A 17,391-nucleotide genomic window follows, 5' to 3' on the forward strand; every position below is an offset into this window, starting at 1 on the left:
CGCATCGGATCAGCGACCCACTCGCTGCGTGCCTAGTCGTGGTCGCGGCGCTTGTTTGGAGGCGGATCGGCATCGGCCTCGCCAGGGACGGACGGCTCCGGCAAGGGTGTGGCCGGACACTTCACCAATCAGGGCGCCGTAGTCGAGGCTCATGACAGCGCCCGTCCAGATGGCGGGCCGGACACGCCCACCACGGGAGCACGCGCCGGGGCGGCAAGCGCAGAGGCGTACCAGTATCAACTGGTTCTGGCGTGCGGGTACCGGCGGGTCAGCTCGATCACCGGATCCGAGGACGCGGGGACGTGCGCCGATGCGCTTTCGACCTGCCGGTATCGCACTCCACCGTCCGACTCACCGCTCTACCTGCTGTGGCAGCGGGCTCGCGTGCCCGCCACGGCGCCGTGGGTTCTCGTCGGTGAGTACTGCGGCGCCGACGCGCTGCCCGCGGACGTCCCGCCTCCGCCAGCGGTGCCGAGTCTGGGCGACATCCAACGCGCATTCCGGGCGCTGCCCTTCTCCACCCCGACCGTCTCGATCCAGCCGGTCGGCAACCTCACCCTCGTCAACCTGCCGACCTTCTACCGCGCCACCTGGTCCAACGACGCAGGCCTGCAACCGGGCGAGATCAGCCAACCCGTCCAGCTCCTGACCTGGTCCGTCCAGTTCCGGGTCACCGCCCACACCTACGACTACCACTTCGGCGACGGCACCAGCACCGGCCCGGTCACCGACGCCGGCGGGGTCTACCCCGACGGCGCCATCCGGCATACCTACACCCGCCCGATCGCCGCCGCCCACGTCAGGGTCGACACCACCCTCACCGGCCAGTTCCGCGCCAACGGCGGCCCATGGGTCGACCTCGACACCGTCGCCGACCTCCAGAACGAACCGGTCACCACCCTGCACGTCGCATCAGCCCACGCCCGCCTCGTCACACACTGACCCAGACGGCGACCACACGATCGCTCGACCGCTCGTGGGCAGCATCGTCCGGGTCATGACACGGAGAATGCTGCCCACGAGCCACCCCGGTCGTCTGCGGAGCCACGGGCTAGCCTGACCAGCGTGACCACCCTGCGGCCCTTGGCGATCGAGCCCGGTCCCCGCGCCGCATCCGCGATCCCCCCTGCTCCGACGAGCCCTCGACGGCGAGTTCGCCGCTCTCCCGTATGCCGCGGGCAGCGCGGCCCCGCCACTCCCCGACAGAATCTCCCCTGACGACGGCACGGCCCTGGTCGTCGGCACGTCGGGCTCGACCGGCACACCGAAGCTGGCGATGCTGCCGGCCAGCGCACTGCGCGCGAGCGCCGACGCCACCCATGAGCGGCTGGGTGGGCCCGGAACCTGGCTGCTCGCGATGCCGCCGCACCACATCGCCGGAGTCCAGGTGATGCTGCGCTGCATCGCCGCCGACACCCAGCCCGCCTTCGTCGATCTCACCTCGGGCTTCCGGCCAGCGGCCTTCGCCGAGGCCGTGACGGCCCTGCCGGGCGACCGCCGCTACACAGCGCTCGTCCCCACGCAGCTCGTCCGGGTGCTGGCCGACGACCACGCGACCCGTGCGGCCGCGACCCTCGACGCGGTCCTCGTCGGTGGCGCGGCCAGCAGCCCCACTCTCCTCACCCACGCCCGCGACGCCGGGATCACGGTGGTCACGACCTACGGCATGAGCGAAACGGCAGGTGGCTGCGTCTACGACGGGGTGCCGCTGCGACCCAGCCGGGTGAGCACTGCCCCGGACGGGCGGCTGCACCTGGGTGGCGCGACCCTGGCCAGCGGCTACCTCGGCCAGCCCGACCTCAGCGCAGCGGTGTTCGTCACCGACGCCGACGGGCTGCGGTGGTTCCGCACCGACGACGCCGGACACCAGGACGCCGACGGGCGTTGGCGGGTCGATGGCCGTCTCGACGACCTGATCACCACGGGCGGACTCAAGGTCTCACCCCGGCTCGTCGAGGAGGCGCTGCTCGAGCACCTTGACGCCGTCGAGGAGGTGGTCGTGGTGGGGACCCCTGACCCCGAGTGGGGTGAGCTGGTCGCCGCCGCAGTGACGGTGCGGGCCGGTGCCGCGGCACCCACGGCGAGCGACGCACGGACGGTGCTGCGCGGCATACTGCCTGATCACGCGCTGCCTCGACGTCTCGTGGTCCTCGAGGTCCTGCCGTTGCGCGGCCCTGGCAAGCCGGACCGAAGGGCGCTCCGCGAGGCCTTGGCGACGCATGACACGATGGAGCCATGATCCGGCTGCTCCCGTGGCTGCTGACGATCGCGCTGACCATCTACGCGGTTGTTGACTGCGTCCAGACCGACGACCGCGCCGTCCGCGGACTGCCGAGGGTCGTGTGGGTGCTGCTCATCCTGCTTGTTCCCGCTCGTGGGGTCCATCGCGTGGCTGATGGCCGGTCGCCCGCAGCGACCGCGACCCGGTCGGGGTGGCCCAACTCACCCTCCCGGCGCCCCGCGTGGCCCCGACGACGACCCAGACTTCCTCCGTAGGCTCTAGTCGCCCAGCCAGCTCCAGCCACCGTCGACAGAACGAGAACAGCACCCCGAATGGCCACCCCCGCCCAGTGGATCGCCGGCGCCCGCCCGCGCACCCTCCCCGCCGCAGTCGCCCCCGTCATCATCGGCACCGCCGCCGCAGCACCCCTGGACAAGGCCAACCTCGGCCTCGGCCTGCTCGCGCTCCTGGTCTCCCTGGGCCTCCAGGTGGGCGTCAACTACGCCAACGACTACTCCGACGGCATCCGCGGCACCGACGGCGAGCGGGTCGGACCGGTCCGGCTCGTCGGCCAGCACCTCGCAAACCCCGACAACGTCAAGCTCATGGCGTTCGCGTTCTTCGGGTTCGCCGGGCTGGTGGGACTCGCCCTGGTCGCGCTGAGCCAGGCCTGGATCATGATCCCGCTCGGAGCGCTGGCCGTCGTGGCCGCGTGGAAGTACACCGGGGGCTCGAACCCCTACGGCTACCGGGGCCTCGGCGAGGTCTACGTCTTCGTCTTCTTCGGGCTGATGGCCACCCTCGGCACGCTCTACACGCAGACCCACCAGGTCACCCGTGCCGGTGTCGCCGGTGCGGTGGGCGTCGGCGCGATCGCCTCAGCCATCCTCGTGGTCAACAACCTGCGCGACATCCCGACCGACCGCGAGAGCGGCAAGCTGACCCTGGCCGTCCGGCTCGGCGACACCCGCACCCGCGCCTTCTACCTGCTGCTGGTCGCGGTGGCCGCGGTCATGGTGCTGGTGGTCGCCGTCGACTACCCGTTCGCGCTCATCGCCCTGCTGGCCCTGGCCCTGCTGTGGAAGCCGGTGCAGGTGCTCCGTGCTCGCGCCACCGGTGCGGCGCTGGTGCCGCTGCTCGCCGCCACGGGCCTGTTCGAGGTGGCGTATGCCGTGCTGCTGGCGGTCGGCGTCGTCATCAGCCCCGCGGGGCAGTAAGCAGCCTCAGCGGTACTGCGACGGACTGCCGCCGTCGGCCTCGGTGTCCTCAGCGGCCTCGTCGGACTCGCCCGCCTTGACGCGCTTGGCCTCGGCCCGGCGCTCGACCGCCGCCGCCAGCTGCCGCGCCGTCTCCTCGCGGAACCGCGCCAGCACGAAGTAGGACAACACCATCGAGATCAGCGCGCTCAGCGCGAGCAGCGGGATCTCCTGCTCGCGGCTGCGCAGACCGAGCAGCCACAGCAGGGAGAGCACGCCGAAGAAGATCAGCAGGCGCAGGACGGAGTAACGCAGCATGGCCTACAGCCCCGAGTAGGAGTGCTGGCCCACGAAGAAGACGTTGACCACGGCGAAGTTGACGATGAGGCAGGCGTAACCCGCCAGCGCGATGTAGTTGGCGGTCTGGCGGGAGATGCCGCTCGTGGCGCGCGAGTGCAGGTAGGCGGCGTAGACCACCCAGATCACGAACGTCCACACCTCCTTGGGATCCCAGTTCCAGTACGAGGCCCAGGCCTGGCGGGCCCAGATGGCGCCGGCGATGAGGGTGAAGGTCCACAGCGGGAACGCGACGACGTACAGGCCGTAGGCAGTGCGCTCGATGCTCGTCGTCTCGGGGAACCGGTCGAGCAGGCTCGGCCGACCAGAGCGCTGGAGCGCGTCCTTGATCAGGTAGACCGCGCTGGCGGCGGCGCCGAGGGTGAACACCGCGGTGGACAGCACGGCCACCGTCACGTGGATGACCAGCCAGTAGCTCCTGAGCGACGGCATGAGCTCGGCGGCCTGGGTGTACCAGACGGCAACCGCCATGCCGAGCACGAGCAGCACCGGCCCGGTGATGAACAGCCCCAGCCAGCGCAGGTCGCGGCGGGTGGACCAGATGCAGTACGCGAGGGAGGTGAACATCGACCCCATCACGGCGAACTCGAACATGTTGCCCAGCGGCCACCGGTCGACGGCCAGGCCACGCAGCACGATCGACAGCAGCAGCAGCAGGCCACCCAGCCACGTGGTGGTCGAGGCGATGCCGGCGGCCTTGCGGGCCCGCAACGGGACCTCCTGCTCGGTATGCCGCGCCGCCGGCATACCGGGTGCCTCGCCTGCGCCGTCGGTGGGCGCCCCCGCACCCACGAGCTCGCGGTCACGCTCCACCGCCGGCGTCTCGGCGCGGGCAGCGACGCGGTCGCGAGCCGGCAGCAGGCCCGCGAGGTAGAACGCGTGGCACAGCATGGCGAGCGTGAAGACGGCCATCGCCGAGTAGAGGCTGAGGTTGGCGTACCCGGCGAGGGTCTCGTTGGTCATGGTCTGCGGTCCAATCTGGTGGCCGATCGTGCCTGCACGGCGGCGAGGACCTCCTCGACCACCTCGTGAAGTCCTTCGTCGTCGCCCTTGGCGAGGCCGCCGACGGACACCACGGTACGGCCCCGGTCGGCGGCAGGGGAAACCCGGACGAACACCCGGCGCCGCTTGATGACCAGCGTGCCGATGAGGCCGGCCAAGGCTGCCAGGGCCGCGCCGAGGGTGATGAACTTGCCGGGGTCGTGGCGCACCGAGAGCCCGGCGAAGCGGTCGACCCGGTCGAACGTGATCGAGCCGCGTCCGCCCGGCAGCACGAAGGTCTTGCCCGGCTGGAGCCAGATCCGCAGGGGCTGCCCGTTGGTGGCCTTGACCTGGGTCAGCTTCGAGGTGTCGAGCGTGTAGACCGACTGCGGACGCCCGCCGGGGAAGAGGTCGCCCTCGAAGAGGGTCAGCGCCAGGGCCGGGTTCTTGTCGTCCGGGAAGGCGGACGACGGCCCGAGGTTCTTGTCGATGATCGCCGTGGGCAGGAACAGGCCCGAGAAGCCCAGCTGCTGGGGTTGTGCGCCCGGCACCTTGATGGCGCCGACGGACTTGTAGTTGTTGTCCTGGGCGAGGAACGGCACCGGCCCGCTGAAGACCGGGGTGCCCTTGGCGTCGCGGACCGTGACGACCGGTGCGTAGCCGTTGCCGAGGAGGAAGACGCCGGCGCCGTCCATCTCGAGGGGGTCGTTGACCTTGATGATGGTCGTGGTCGGGGTGGCACCCGGGGTCGCGGTCGCGGTGACGTGGGCAGTGAAGTCGCGTGGCTGCCCGAACTGGCCACGCCCGGTGACGGTCTCCTCGAAGGTCGCGTCGAGGGCGTTCACCGTGATGGTGAACGGCGAGAGGTTCTCAGAGTTCACCCACGGCCCCGGCGCGAAGGTGTCGTAGCGCGACAGGGTGTTGGCGAAGGTCTCTCCGACCGGGACGATGACGTCGCCCTTCCAGCCGAACAGGTGCCCGATGGCGACGCCGACGATGACGCCGATGAGCGACAGGTGGAAGAGGAGGTTGCCGGTCTCCTTGAGGTACCCGCTCTCGGCGCTGACCGACCCACCATCATGGGCGTGCACTCGGAAACGCTTGCGCCGCAGCACCTCTCGCGCAGCGTCGAGCACGGCGTCGGGCTCGGCATCGACCTCAGCCTGGGCGTGCACACCGAGGCGTTCGAGGCGTTGCGGGGCGCGCGGTGGCGTCGAGCGGAGCGCCCGCCAGTGCACCCGGCTGCGTGGCAGGACACAGCCGACGAGCGAGATGAACAGCAGGAGGTAGATCGCGGCGAACCACGGCGAGGCGTAGACCTCGAAGAACCCGAACTTGTCGAGCCACGGCCCGAGCGTGGTGTGCTGGGCGATGTAGTCGGCGGTGCGCGCGGGGTCGATGCTCCGCTGGGGCCAGATCGACCCGGGCAGGGCGCCGATCGCCAGCAGCAGCAGCAGGAACAGCGCCGTGCGCATGCTCGTGAGCTGACGCCACATCCAGCGCAGCCAGCCGATCGTGTCGAGCGGTGGCTGCGTCGTCGGGTCGGGCGCCGACGCGGTCTTCGTGACAGTCACTCAGACCACCGTCACGAATCCGTCGACCAGCGCGGTCTGGAGCCAGTGGGTCCAGCTCTCCCACACTCCGGTGACGAGCATGAGCCCGATCGCCAGGAGCAGCGCCCCGCCGAACAGCTGGATGCCGCGTTGCCGCTTGCGCAGGAACGTCGAGACCGCACCGAACTTCTCGTATGCCGCGGCGATGACCAGGAACGGCACGCCCAGCCCGAGGGAGTACGCGACCGCCAGGATGATGCCGCGGGTGACGGCCGACTGGCTCGAGCTGGTCGTCGCGAGGATGGTGACAGCGCCCAGGGTCGGGCCCGTGCACGGGGCCCAACCCAGGCCGAACAAGGCTCCCAGGAGCGGCGCGCCCGCCAGACCCGACGCCGGGCGGCGGTGCAGCTTGAGCTCCCGCTGGGACCCGGCGCCGACGAAGACCAGACCCATGAGGATCACGAGCACCCCGCCGAGCCGCATGAGCACGTCGCGGTGGACCACCAGCGCTGCACCGATACCGGCGAGGAACGCGGTCGTCAGGATGAACACCACGCTGAACCCGATGACGAACAGCAGCGCCCCGACCACCATCCGGTGCCGCTTGCGTTGCTCGAGCGACTCGTCGGACAGCCCGGTCACGTAGCCGAGGAAGCCGGGGACGAGGGGCAGCACGCACGGCGAGGCGAACGACACCATCCCGGCGAGCATGGCGACGGCGAGCGCGACGGGAAGCGCGCCAGAGTTCACCGTGTCGGTGACGTCAGCAGTCATCGGGGATCGGGCCTAGCCCTTCGTCAGGACGTCGTCGACGAGCCCGGTCAGGGTCGATGCGGTGACCTGGCCGTTGACCCGCGCCGCGATGCGGCCGGTGGTGTCGAGGACCAGGGTCGTCGGAGGCGAGGAGACCTTGCCCTGCAGGTCGAGGATGAGCAGCCCGGACTCGTCGTTGAGGGAGGGGTAGGTGAGGCCGTGCCGGGCCGCCGTGGCCACGCCAGACGCGGGGTTGTCGCGGGTGTTGATGCCCATGAACACCACCGGCTTGCCCGAGGTGGAGAACGACGTCCACGTCTTCTCCAGCTCCGGCGCCTCGGCCTGGCAGGGCCCGCACCACGAGGCCCAGACGTTGAGGACGACGACCTTGCCGGCGGCATCCTTCACCGACCACGGCTGGTTGGTCAGCGTCGTTCCCTTGAGGTCGACCGGCTTGCCACGCTTGTCGGCAGCGATGGCCTCGACCGCTCCGTCGCCGGAGATGTACCCCTTGCGGCTGCCGTCCTTGGCCTGCGCGGCGATGCTGTTCGGGTCCTGCGAGCACGCCCCGAGGGCGGACACCGCGAACACGAGGAGCGGGGCAGCGAGCAGCGCGAGCGCACGCGGCATACGAGACGCGCTCACCTGGTGCCTCCGACGGACTGCGCGAGGAGGCCGGCGGCGGGCTCGGAGTAGGTCACCGAGGTGAGGTCGTCGCCGAGGTAGGTGAGGGTCGTGAGGGACGCGAGTCGGCACTCCCGTTTGCGCGGGTCGTGCCACAACCGCTTGCCCATGAGCGCGTTGCGGACGGTCCAGATCGGCAGCTGGTGCGAGACGATGACGGCCTCGTGGCCGCGCGCCGCCGCCCGCACGTCGTCGATGGCCGCGGCCATCCGCTGGGCGATCTCGGCGTACGGCTCGCCCCAGGACGGCCGCAGCGGGTTGGTGAGCTTGGACCAGTGCCGCGGATGGACGAACGCCCTGGGCGTCATGCCGGCGACGCGGACCCCCTCGAAGACGTTCGCGGCCTCGATGACCCGGTCGTCGGTGGTGATCGGTATGCCGTGGGCCTCGGCGACCGGGGTGGCCGTCTCCTGGGCGCGCTGCAGCGAGGACGCGACGACCTGGGTCACGTCGTGGTCGGCCAGGTGGTTGGCGACGACCCGCGCCATCTCGTGGCCGAGGTCGGACAGGTGGAACCCGACGAGCTGGCCGTAGAGCACGCCTTCGGGGTTGTGCACTTCACCATGGCGCAACAGGTGCACGACGGTGCGGGTGGGCGTCTTCACCTGTCGATTGTCGCAAACGCCGCGGCGGCCGCCGACGCCGCCGCCGGGAGGGCGGCCACGATGCGCTCGACCGCAACACTGTCGTGGGCGGCGCTGACGAACCAGGACTCGAAGGCGCTGGGCGGCAGGTAGACGCCCTGGCTCAGCATCGAGTGGAAGAACGCGGCGAAGGCGGGGACGTACTGCGCGCGAGCGTCGTCGTAGTCGTGCACAGGGTCCTCTCGGAAGAAGACGCTGAACATGCTCCCCGCGCGCTGGATGACATGGGGGACGCCCGCGGCGGTGAGGTGCTCGGTCAGCGATGCGGTGAGGGTGTCGGCCACCGAGCCGAGTCGGGCGTAGACCTCGGGGGTGCACTGGGTCAGCGTCGCGAGGCCGGCGGCAGTGGCGACCGGGTTCCCCGAGAGGGTGCCTGCCTGGTAGACCGGGCCGAGCGGCGCGAGCAGGGCCATCACGTCGGCGCGACCGCCGAAGGCCGCGGCCGGGAACCCGCCACCCATCACCTTGCCGAAGGTGAACAGGTCAGGCTCGCCGGCGGCATACGGCCCCTCGAGGCCGAACCACCCGCTGGCCGAGCAGCGGAAGCCGGTCATCACCTCGTCGGAGATGAGCAGGGCCCCGTGGGCGGCCGTGATCCGGCGCAAGCCCTCGGTGAACCCGGGCGCCGGTGGGACGACGCCCATGTTGCCCGGCGAGGCCTCGGTGATCACGGCAGCGATGTCATGACCCCGCTCGGCAAAGGCCGCCTCGACCGCTGCGAGGTCGTTGTAGGGCAGCACGATCGTCTCGGCGGCCATCTCCTTGGGGACGCCGGCCGAGTCGGGCAGGGCGAACGTCGCCACGCCCGAGCCCGCCTGCGCGAGGAGCGAGTCGACGTGGCCGTGGTAGCAGCCGGCGAACTTCACGATGAGCGAGCGACCGGTGTAGCCGCGCGCCAGCCGGATCGCGCTCATGGTCGCCTCGGTGCCGCTGGAGACCAGCCGGACCTGCTCCACGGGGTCGACCCGCCGCACGATCTCCTCGGCGAGCGCGACCTCGTTCTCGCTCGGCGTGCCGAACGAGAAGCCCTTGGCAGCGGCCCCCGCCACCGCCGCGCGGACGGCTGGGTGGCCGTGGCCGAGGATCATCGGGCCCCACGAGCACACCAGATCGACGTACTCGCGGTCGTCCGCGTCGCGCAGGTACGGGCCGTCGGCGCTGACCATGAACCGCGGAGTGCCGCCGACTGCCCGGAAGGCCCGGACGGGCGAGTTCACCCCGCCCGGAGTCACCGCCAGGGCGCGCTCGAGCAGCGCCTCGGAGGCGGGGGCGGCATAGGGGTAGGCCGAGTGGTCAGCGGTCATGCCTGCCATCCTCCCAGCCGCGCCTGTGCGCACACTGCACGGGGCGGTCGCCGGGTCAGGATGAGGACGCGGCCTCGTGCGCCTCGGCTTCCTCGACGACGGCGGGGTGGTCACCGCCGCCCGGGGCCAGGGCGGAGCGGATGGCGTCCATCGCGTCGCCCAGGCAGGCGAACAGCTCGGGGGTCACGTTGCCGATGACCGTCCGGCGGACGCTCTCGACGTGGATCCGGGCCATGTCCTGCACGGCCCCCCAACCAGCGTTCGTCAGGACCAGCTCGACCCCCCGCTTGTCCTCCAGGCAGGCCTCGCGGACCACCCAGCCGCGCCGCTCGAGACGGCTTGCCGTGTGGGTCAACCGGCTGCGCGACTGCACGACGAGGTCGGCCAGGCTCGACATCCGCAGCCTGCGCCCCGGCGACTCCGAGAGCATCGAGATGATCTCGTACTCCGTCAGCTGCACCCCGTGGGACTGCAGGTCGCGGTCGAGAGCCTCCTCGATGAGCCGGCTCCCCCGCAGGTAGGCCCGCCAGGCCCGCTGTTCGTCGTCGCTGAGCCACTGCGGCTCGGCTGAGGAGGTGCTCATGGGGGTGAAGTATGGCACCCCTCACGATTAGTTGAAATATAAATGATGCCTGCTATGTTGAAGGGGACGAAGCGATCGGGAGAGTCCCGGCGCAGCAACCCCTAGGAGACACCATGGCACGCATCACCGACCTCCCCGCTGGCACCTGGACCGTCGACCCCGCGCACAGCGAGCTCGGCTTCGTCGCACGCCACCTGATGGTGACCAAGGTCCGCGGCCAGTTCAAGGAGTTCGAGGGCACGGTCAAGGTGGGCGAGTCCATCGCCGACTCGCAGGTCAGCGCCGTTGCCCAGCTTGGCTCCGTCGACACCGGCTCGGCCGACCGCGACGCGCACCTGAAGTCCGCGGACTTCTTCGACGTCGAGAACAACCCGACCATGAGCTTCACCTCCACCGAGGTCACCGAGGACTCCCTCAAGGGCGACCTCACCATCAAGGGCGTCACCAAGCCGGTCGAGTTCGAGCTCGACTTCGGCGGCGTCGCGACCGACCCGTGGGGCAACCAGAAGGCCGGCTTCGAGGCCTCGACCGAGATCAACCGCAAGGACTGGGGTCTGGAGTGGAACGTCGCCCTCGAGGGTGGCGGCGTGCTCGTCTCCGAGAAGATCAAGATCAACCTCGACATCCAGCTCCTGAAGACTGCCTGAGTCTGAGCAGGACGTGAGCATGGGGGCCGGTTCCGACAAGAACCGGCCCCTTTCGCGCGCCCCCACCCCGACTTATTGCCCCGAATCCACCGTTTTCGGGGTCGAAACCACCCCTCGGGGTCGACTCAGGGCAATAAGTCGAGGACGTCGAGGGCGTAGTAGGTGAGGATGATCTGCGCGCCGGCGCGCCGGATGTTGAGCAGCGACTCGAGGATCGCCCGGTCGCGCTCGATCCACCCGTTGGCCGAGGCCGCCTCGATCATCGAGTACTCGCCCGAGATCTGGTAGGCCGCGACCGGCACGGGCGACATGGCAGCCGCGGCGGCGACGATGTCGAGGTGCGGCATAGCGGGTTTGACCAAGACGATGTCGGCACCCTCGGCGATGTCGAGCTCCAGCTCGCGCAGCGCTTCGGTGGCGTTGGCCGGGTCCTGCTGGTACGTCGCGCGGTCGCCCTCCAGCGAGGACTGGACCGCCTCGCGGAACGGGCCGTACAACCCCGAGGTGTACTTCGCGGCATACGCGAGGATGAGGGTGTCGGTGAAGCCCTGCGCGTCGAGCGCGGCGCGCACGTAGGCCACCTGGCCGTCCATCATCCCTGACAGCCCCAGGACCTGGGCACCGGCACGAGCCTGGGCGAGGCCCATCGCGGCATACCGCTCGAGGGTGGCGGCGTTGTCGACCCGCCCGGCGTCGTCGAGCACCCCACAGTGGCCGTGGTCGGTGAACTCGTCGAGGCAGAGGTCGGCCATGACGACGAGCCGGTCGCCGACCGCATCGGCCACCGCACGCAGGGCAACGTTGAGGATACCGTCGGGGTCGTCGGCGCCGGAGCCCACGGCGTCCTTGGCCGATGGCACCCCGAACAGCATGATCCCGCCGATGCCCGCGTCGGCCGCAGCGACTGCCTCGGTCACCAGGGTCTCGACGGTGTGCTGGACCACGCCCGGCATGGCCGTGATCGGCACGGGCGACGTGATGCCCTCGCGGACGAACACCGGCAGCACCAGTTCGGCGCGGTGCAGCCGGGTCTCGGCGACGAGCCGGCGGATCGCTGGCGACTGCCGGAGCCGACGAGGCCGGATGACCGGCCCCGTCGGCCTACGCGCGTCGGTCACTACTTGGCCCGGCGCCGCGAGGACGTCTTCTTGGCGCTCGGCCGCACCACGGTATCACCGGCTTCGGCGGCCGCAGTCGCCAGGCCCAGCCCGAAGTCGGCGAGCGCGTCGACCAGGGCGTCGGAGGAGGCCTCGGGCGCGAGCACGTCGACCCGCAGCCCGTGCTCCTCGGCGGTCTTGGCGGTAGCCGGACCGATGCAGGCGATCACCGTCGACGGGTGCGGCTTGCCGGCGATCCCGACGAGGTTGCGCACCGTCGAGGACGAGGTGAACACGGCCGCGTCGAACTGGCCGCCCTTGATGGCCTCGCGGATGTGCGCGGCGGGCGGCGCCGCGCGCACGGTGCGGTATGCCGTGACGTCGTCGACCTCCCAGCCCATCTCCTGCAGGCCCGCGACCAGGGTGTCGGTGGCGATGTCGGCGCGCGGCAGGAAGACCCGGTTGATGGGGTCGAGCACCTCGTCGAACGGCGGCCAGTCGGCCAGCAGCCCGTTCGCGGAGTTCTCACCCGACGGCACGAGGTCGGGCACGATGCCCCACTCGCGCAGCGCCTCGGCCGTGACCCCGCCGACAGCGGCGATCTTGAGCCCGGCGAAGGCCCGTGCGTCGAGCCCGAACTCCTCGAACTTCTCACGGACGGCCTTGACGGCGTTGACCGAGGTGAAACCGATCCACTCGTAGCGTCCGGTCACCAGACCCTTGACGGCGCGCTCCATCTGCTGGGGCGTGCGCGGCGGCTCGACGGAGATCGTGGGGACGACCTCGGCAGTCGCGCCATAGGACTCCAGCCGGGCGATCGTCGTGCCCGACTGCTCCTTGGTGCGGGGCACCAGGACGTTCCATCCGAACAGCGGCTTGGTCTCGAACCACGAGAGGTTCTCGCGCAGCGCGACGGTCGACCCCACCACGGCCAGGGCCGGGAACTCGACGCTCTTCATGACCTTGGCGACCTGGCCGAGCGTGGAGACCCGCGTGGACTGCCCGATGGTCGTGCCCTTCTCGGTCAGCGCCACCGGGGTGTCGGCGGTGCGGCCAGCCGCGAGCAGCTTGCCGAGCGCGACCGCGAGGTCCTCAGGGGGTCCGAGCAGCACCACGGTCACCGACTCGGCGACCGAGGCCGACCAGTCGACTGCGCGGTCGTTCGCGGAGATCACGTGGACCGCGGGCGAGCTGCTCGACGTCAGCGGGATGCCGGCGTATGCCGGGACTGCGGAGACCGCGCTCACCCCCGGGACGACGTCGAAGCCGATCGCGGCCTTGTGGCAGGCCAGCGCCTCCTCGGCGAGCCCGTTGAAGGTGCCCGGGTCGCCGTCCATGAGGCGCACCACGAGTCCGCCGCGAGCAGCCTTGGCAGCCTTGACGACGAGCTTGGCCCGCATCGCGTGGGTCAGCGGCTGACCGTGGTCGCCGTGCCCGGCGTCGACGATCTCGACGTCGGGGCGGCAGTACCTGGCCACGACGCCCTCACGGGCGACCTGGTCGATCACGACGACGTCCGCGGCGGCGAGGAACTCGACCGCCCGCACGGTCATCAGGCCGGCATCGCCGGGGCCGGCGCCGACGAAGGCGACGCGGCCGGGCTGGCGGCCGGGCTTGGGGGTGGTGGTGGCAGTGGTGGTGGTCGAGCGCGAGGGGCTCACAGTGCACGCTCCGTGCTGTTGGGTGCTGGGCTGCGGTCGGGGGCGGCGAGCGGATGGTCTCCGGTCGCCCCGGCTGGGTCTGGGCGCCAGCGCGCGTGGTCGGCCTCGGGCGACGACGAGGGTCGCGACGAGGACGACGACGAGGGTCGCGACGAGGACGAGGACGAGGACGAGGCGGACGATGAGACCGACGACGAGGGGGCGACCAGGGAGTCGGCACCGTCCTCGAGCAGCAGGGCCGCCAGGCGCTGGCCGATGGCCTCGGCCTGACCCACGGGGCCGACGAGGGAGCGACGCAGGTCGAACGACCCGTCGACTGCGCCGACAAAGGCGCGGAGCGACAGCTCGAGGCCGTCGTCGCCCTCGACGACCTCGGCGAGGGCCCCCACGGGCGCCGAGCACCCGGCCTCGAGGGCGGCCAGCAGTGCGCGCTCGGCCGTCACCGCCGCGCGGGTGTCGGGGTCGTCGAGCGCCCGCAGGAGCTCAATGGTGACCTGGTCGTCGGAGCGGCACTCGACCGCCAGCGCTCCCTGCCCGGGGGCAGGCAACATCTGCAGCGGGTCGAGGACCTCGGCGGCGTCGTCGAGGCGCCCGAGGCGGGCAAGCCCGGCGCGGGCGAGGACCACGGCATCGACGGCGCCCTCGCGGGCCAAGCCGATCCGGGTGTCGACGTTGCCCCGGATGTCCTTGAACTCCAGCCCGAGGCCGAGCGCGGCGAGCTGGGCCACCCGGCGCGGTGATCCGGTGCCGACGACGGCGCCGTCACCGAGCTCACCAAGACCCGCACCAGACGTGCTGACCAGCACGTCGCGGGGGTCCTCGCGGACCGGCAGGGCAGCGATGACCAGACCCGGCTCAGGCGCGGTCGGCAGGTCCTTGAGCGAGTGCACCGCGAGGTCGACCTCACCGGCGAGCAGGGCCTGGCGGAGTGCGGTGGCGAACACGCCGGTCCCGCCCAGCGAGCTGAGCGGCGCGCTGGAGGTGTCGCCCTCGGTGACGATCTCGACGAGCTCCACCTCGTGACCCCGGGCCCGCAACAGGTCGGCCACCCAGTCGGACTGGGTCGTGGCCAGCGTGCTGCGGCGGGTGCCGAGTCGCAGGACGGCGCTCACGCCAGACCACCTCGCTCGGGGGGCACCAGGGCGGTGACGGCTTCGCCGGGGCGCAGGTCGAACAGCTGGCGCAGGGCCTGGGCGTAGTCGTCGCCCTGCCCCCCGACCGCCAGCTCCTTGACCCGCACGGTGGGGGTGTGGAGCAGCTTCTCGACGATGCGGTGCACCGCGAGCTGGACCTCGGCGCGCGTCTGCTCGTCGAGGTCCGGCAGGCGCTGGTCGAGGCGGGTGAGCTCAGCGGCGACCACGTCTGCCGCGTGGGACCGCAGCGCGGCCACTGTCGGCGCGACGGACTCGGCCGCACGGGCCGTGAGGTATGCCGCGACCTCACCGATGACGAGGTCGGCGACCTCCTGCACCTGCGGCGGCGTGGTGCCACCGGAGAGCTGGTCGCCGAGTGCGGCGAGCCCTGCGACGCTGACGCCACTCAGGGAGTCGACCTCGGGGGCCACGTCGTGGGGCAGCGCGAGGTCGATGTAGACCTGCGGGCGGCCGCCACGCGCCACCTGAGCGTCGCCGGCCCCGGCCAGGTCGACCACGACCCCCGTCGAACCGGTGCAGGAGATGACGACATCGGCGCCGGCGAGCGCCGCCGGCAGCTCGCCCAGGGGGCGGGCCGCCCCGCCGACGCGCTCGGCGAGCCGGGTGGCCTTGGCCAGCGTGCGGTTGACCACGGTGATGCTGCGGGCGCCGACCCGCGTGACCGTCGTGGCGGCGAGCGAGCTCATGGCACCGGCACCGACGACGAGCACGTCGAGCCTGCTCAACGACCCGAGCTCGCGTTCGGCGCGGGCCAGTCCCGCCTCGACCAGCGAGACGCTCACGGCGTCGATACCGGTCTCGGTGTGGGCGCGCTTGCCCACCCGGAGGGCTTGCTGGAACAGGCTGTTGAGGGCCGGGCCGACCTGACCGGCGCGCTGGCCCTCGCGCAGCGCGGTGCGCATCTGCCCGAGGATCTGGGCCTCACCGACCGCCATGGAGTCGAGCCCGCAGGCGACCGTGAAGGCGTGGGCGATGGCGCGGTCCTCGTAGTGGACGTAGAGGTGCTCACGCAGCTCGTCGGGTGCGACACCAGTCACCTCGGTCAGGGCCTCGGCGATGTCGGTGACCGCGCCGTGGAAGGTGAGGGACTCGGCATACACCTCGGTGCGGTTGCAGGTGGAGACCACGATGGCCTCGGAGAGGTTCTCGCGCCGGGTCAGGCTCGCGGCGAGCGCGGCGCGGCCGGCCGGGTCGAGCGACATCGACTCGAGCAGGGGCAGGGGGGCGGTGTGGTGGGACAGCCCCAGAATCACCAGGCTCATCGGGCCACCGCCGTCGCGATCGACGCGAGGTCTCCCTCGGCCAAGGCCCTGCGCTGCTCGTGGAACGCGAGGATCTGCAGCTCGGTGGACAGGTCGACCTTGCGCACGTCGACGTCGTCCGGCACCACGAGCACACAGGGTGCGAAGTTGAGGATCGAGCGGACGCCCGCCGCCACGAGCTGGTCGCACACCGACTGGGCGGACGCGGCGGGAGTCGCGATGACCCCGATGGCCAGCCCCTGCTCGGCCACCAGGCCGGCCAGGGCGTCCATCGGCAGCACCGGCAGCCCAGCGATCAGCTGGCTGTGCAGGCCGGGGTCCTGGTCGAGCAGCGCGACGACCCGAAATCCTCGCGTCGCGAACCCGCTGTAGGCCGCCAGCGCATGGCCGAGGTTTCCCATGCCGATGATGGCCACGGGCCAGTCCTGGGTCAGCCCGAGCTCGCGGGAGATCTGGTAGGCGAGGTGGTCGACCTCGTAGCCCACCCCCCGCACGCCGTAGGAACCCAGGTGGGAGAGATCCTTGCGGAGCTTGGCGCTGCGCACACCGGCAGCGGCGGCCAGCTCCTCCGACGAGACCGACGCGATGCCCCGCTCGGCGAAACCCGTCAGGGCCCGGAGGTACTCGGGGAGCCGGGCGACCGTGGCGTCGGGGACGCCCCGACGGGTGCTCGGATCGGCAGACACGGTCTCTTGGGCTCCTTCTGTTCCAGGGCAGCCCGCACCTGGCTGGAGCGGACGGGAGCCCCGTCAGATTACGCTTTTGTGAACCGATGCACAAAGTCACAAGCGACCGCTGGGCCACGGGCGTGACCCACGTCACGGTGCAGGCTGGCTCAGCCCCCCAGGGCGGCTCGCAGCCGGGCCTCGTCGACCCGCCAGTAGTCGTGCTGGCGACCGTCGACCAGGGTCACCGGGATCTGCTCCCAGTACTGCTCCGCGAGCGCGGGCTCGTCCGCGATGGAGTGCTCCACCCAGCCCACCCCGAGGTCTGCGGTGACGCGCTCGATGACCGCTCGCGCGTCGTCGCAGAGGTGGCAGCCGGGCTTGGCGATCAGCGTCACCCGAGGCAGGGAAACAGGCACCACCTCACTGTATGCCGGGCACCCGGGGCGCGGCATACCCCTGCCGGCAGGTGCGGTGTGGCGCAGGTCTCCTGACAAAGGGGAGAAATTCGGGGAAACTGTCACGGTCAGGAGGTCACCATCCGGATACCCGCAACCGTCAGCACCGCGAGCCCTCTCGCGGTCCTGCGTCCTGCCCTGGTGACCTCAGCAGGCACAACGACGGGCTCC

Annotated in this window: 19 protein-coding genes; 5 read left to right on the forward strand and 14 right to left on the reverse strand. The window is 71.3% G+C overall.

Annotation, left to right across the window (positions count from 1 at the left end; translation table 11 throughout):
• Positions 1 to 384 precede the first annotated feature (384 nt).
• The 4 genes from GKE56_RS10980 (at position 385) to GKE56_RS10995 (ending at position 3,438) form a co-directional block, all read left to right on the forward strand.
• Positions 385 to 942, forward strand: coding sequence for a hypothetical protein (locus GKE56_RS10980; RefSeq protein WP_154684576.1), 558 nt, complete (start codon positions 385 to 387; stop codon positions 940 to 942).
• 184 nt (positions 943 to 1,126) lie between these two features.
• A complete protein-coding gene (menE, locus tag GKE56_RS10985) occupies positions 1,127 to 2,239 on the forward strand; it encodes an o-succinylbenzoate--CoA ligase (protein ID WP_154684577.1) in 1,113 nt (370 codons plus the stop codon).
• A complete protein-coding gene (locus GKE56_RS10990) occupies positions 2,236 to 2,496 on the forward strand; it encodes a PLDc N-terminal domain-containing protein (protein ID WP_230208907.1) in 261 nt (86 codons plus the stop codon). Before menE ends, GKE56_RS10990 begins: the two co-directional genes overlap by 4 nt.
• Positions 2,497 to 2,553: 57 nt before the next feature.
• Positions 2,554 to 3,438 carry a 1,4-dihydroxy-2-naphthoate polyprenyltransferase gene (locus GKE56_RS10995; RefSeq protein ID WP_154684578.1) on the forward strand — a complete coding sequence of 295 codons (885 nt, stop codon included), beginning with the start codon at positions 2,554 to 2,556 and terminating at the stop codon, positions 3,436 to 3,438.
• A gap of 6 nt (positions 3,439 to 3,444) precedes the next feature.
• Here GKE56_RS10995 and GKE56_RS11000 read toward each other — a convergent pair whose 3' ends face one another.
• Genes GKE56_RS11000 through GKE56_RS11035 form a run of 8 tightly spaced genes read right to left on the reverse strand, consistent with a single transcriptional unit; the run spans position 3,445 to position 10,276 of the window.
• A complete protein-coding gene (locus GKE56_RS11000; RefSeq protein WP_154684579.1) occupies positions 3,445 to 3,735 on the reverse strand; it encodes a DUF4229 domain-containing protein in 291 nt (96 codons plus the stop codon).
• A 3-nt stretch (positions 3,736 to 3,738) separates the two neighbouring features.
• Positions 3,739 to 4,737 (reverse strand): c-type cytochrome biogenesis protein CcsB, encoded by a 999-nt coding sequence (gene ccsB / locus GKE56_RS11005; RefSeq protein WP_154684580.1) that lies wholly within the window; start codon positions 4,735 to 4,737, stop codon positions 3,739 to 3,741.
• Complete coding sequence (locus GKE56_RS11010; protein ID WP_370518382.1) at positions 4,734 to 6,329, reverse strand: cytochrome c biogenesis protein ResB; 1,596 nt, start codon at positions 6,327 to 6,329, stop codon at positions 4,734 to 4,736. The genes ccsB and GKE56_RS11010 overlap by 4 nt, the downstream gene beginning before the upstream one ends.
• The gene (locus tag GKE56_RS11015) at positions 6,330 to 7,082 is read right to left on the reverse strand and encodes a cytochrome c biogenesis CcdA family protein (protein WP_154684581.1); all 753 of its coding nucleotides are present in this window, start codon (positions 7,080 to 7,082) and stop codon (positions 6,330 to 6,332) included.
• 12 nt (positions 7,083 to 7,094) lie between these two features.
• Positions 7,095 to 7,706 (reverse strand): TlpA disulfide reductase family protein, encoded by a 612-nt coding sequence (locus GKE56_RS11020; RefSeq protein WP_230208908.1) that lies wholly within the window; start codon positions 7,704 to 7,706, stop codon positions 7,095 to 7,097.
• Complete coding sequence (locus GKE56_RS11025) at positions 7,703 to 8,350, reverse strand: histidine phosphatase family protein (protein ID WP_154684582.1); 648 nt, start codon at positions 8,348 to 8,350, stop codon at positions 7,703 to 7,705. The genes GKE56_RS11020 and GKE56_RS11025 overlap by 4 nt, the downstream gene beginning before the upstream one ends.
• Complete coding sequence (hemL, locus tag GKE56_RS11030; protein WP_370518383.1) at positions 8,347 to 9,693, reverse strand: glutamate-1-semialdehyde 2,1-aminomutase; 1,347 nt, start codon at positions 9,691 to 9,693, stop codon at positions 8,347 to 8,349. The genes GKE56_RS11025 and hemL overlap by 4 nt, the downstream gene beginning before the upstream one ends.
• 55 nt (positions 9,694 to 9,748) lie before the next feature.
• Complete coding sequence (locus GKE56_RS11035; RefSeq protein WP_154684584.1) at positions 9,749 to 10,276, reverse strand: MarR family winged helix-turn-helix transcriptional regulator; 528 nt, start codon at positions 10,274 to 10,276, stop codon at positions 9,749 to 9,751.
• A 113-nt stretch (positions 10,277 to 10,389) separates the two neighbouring features.
• Between GKE56_RS11035 and GKE56_RS11040 the strand changes: the two genes are divergently transcribed.
• Positions 10,390 to 10,923: a YceI family protein gene (locus GKE56_RS11040; RefSeq protein ID WP_154684585.1), complete on the forward strand. Its 534-nt coding sequence runs from the start codon at positions 10,390 to 10,392 to the stop codon at positions 10,921 to 10,923.
• A 125-nt stretch (positions 10,924 to 11,048) separates the two neighbouring features.
• Here the strand turns inward: GKE56_RS11040 and hemB are convergent, their stop codons facing one another.
• From hemB to GKE56_RS11070, 6 genes are all read right to left on the reverse strand, one after another.
• Entirely contained in the window at positions 11,049 to 12,041 is a 993-nt protein-coding gene (gene hemB / locus GKE56_RS11045) for a porphobilinogen synthase (RefSeq protein WP_154684586.1), read from the reverse strand.
• Positions 12,041 to 13,681 (reverse strand): uroporphyrinogen-III synthase, encoded by a 1,641-nt coding sequence (locus GKE56_RS11050; RefSeq protein ID WP_370518384.1) that lies wholly within the window; start codon positions 13,679 to 13,681, stop codon positions 12,041 to 12,043. Before GKE56_RS11050 ends, hemB begins: the two co-directional genes overlap by 1 nt.
• Positions 13,678 to 14,793: a hydroxymethylbilane synthase gene (gene hemC / locus GKE56_RS11055; protein ID WP_154684587.1), complete on the reverse strand. Its 1,116-nt coding sequence runs from the start codon at positions 14,791 to 14,793 to the stop codon at positions 13,678 to 13,680. Before hemC ends, GKE56_RS11050 begins: the two co-directional genes overlap by 4 nt.
• Positions 14,790 to 16,097 (reverse strand): glutamyl-tRNA reductase, encoded by a 1,308-nt coding sequence (locus tag GKE56_RS11060; protein WP_154684588.1) that lies wholly within the window; start codon positions 16,095 to 16,097, stop codon positions 14,790 to 14,792. Before GKE56_RS11060 ends, hemC begins: the two co-directional genes overlap by 4 nt.
• Positions 16,094 to 16,783 (reverse strand): redox-sensing transcriptional repressor Rex, encoded by a 690-nt coding sequence (locus tag GKE56_RS11065; protein ID WP_154684589.1) that lies wholly within the window; start codon positions 16,781 to 16,783, stop codon positions 16,094 to 16,096. The genes GKE56_RS11060 and GKE56_RS11065 overlap by 4 nt, the downstream gene beginning before the upstream one ends.
• Positions 16,784 to 16,932: 149 nt before the next feature.
• Positions 16,933 to 17,181: a glutaredoxin family protein gene (locus tag GKE56_RS11070; protein WP_370518385.1), complete on the reverse strand. Its 249-nt coding sequence runs from the start codon at positions 17,179 to 17,181 to the stop codon at positions 16,933 to 16,935.
• Positions 17,182 to 17,391: the final 210 nt, after the last annotated feature.

It is taken from the genome of Nostocoides sp. HKS02 (genome assembly GCF_009707485.1).
In the GTDB taxonomy this organism is placed as follows: Bacteria; Actinomycetota; Actinomycetes; order Actinomycetales; family Dermatophilaceae; genus Pedococcus.

Bases quoted from the DNA above. Each gene is read 5' to 3' on its own strand.
- GKE56_RS10990 (WP_230208907.1), top strand. From the start codon at position 2,236: ATGATCCGGCTGCTCCCGTGGCTGCTGACGATCGCGCTGACCATCTAC.
- GKE56_RS10995 (WP_154684578.1), top strand. From the start codon at position 2,554: ATGGCCACCCCCGCCCAGTGGATCGCCGGCGCCCGCCCGCGCACCCTC.
- GKE56_RS11000 (WP_154684579.1), bottom strand. From the start codon at position 3,735: ATGCTGCGTTACTCCGTCCTGCGCCTGCTGATCTTCTTCGGCGTGCTC.
- ccsB (WP_154684580.1), bottom strand. From the start codon at position 4,737: ATGACCAACGAGACCCTCGCCGGGTACGCCAACCTCAGCCTCTACTCG.
- GKE56_RS11015 (WP_154684581.1), bottom strand. From the start codon at position 7,082: ATGACTGCTGACGTCACCGACACGGTGAACTCTGGCGCGCTTCCCGTC.
- hemL (WP_370518383.1), bottom strand. From the start codon at position 9,693: ATGACCGCTGACCACTCGGCCTACCCCTATGCCGCCCCCGCCTCCGAG.
- GKE56_RS11035 (WP_154684584.1), bottom strand. From the start codon at position 10,276: ATGAGCACCTCCTCAGCCGAGCCGCAGTGGCTCAGCGACGACGAACAG.
- GKE56_RS11040 (WP_154684585.1), top strand. From the start codon at position 10,390: ATGGCACGCATCACCGACCTCCCCGCTGGCACCTGGACCGTCGACCCC.
- GKE56_RS11060 (WP_154684588.1), bottom strand. From the start codon at position 16,097: ATGAGCCTGGTGATTCTGGGGCTGTCCCACCACACCGCCCCCCTGCCC.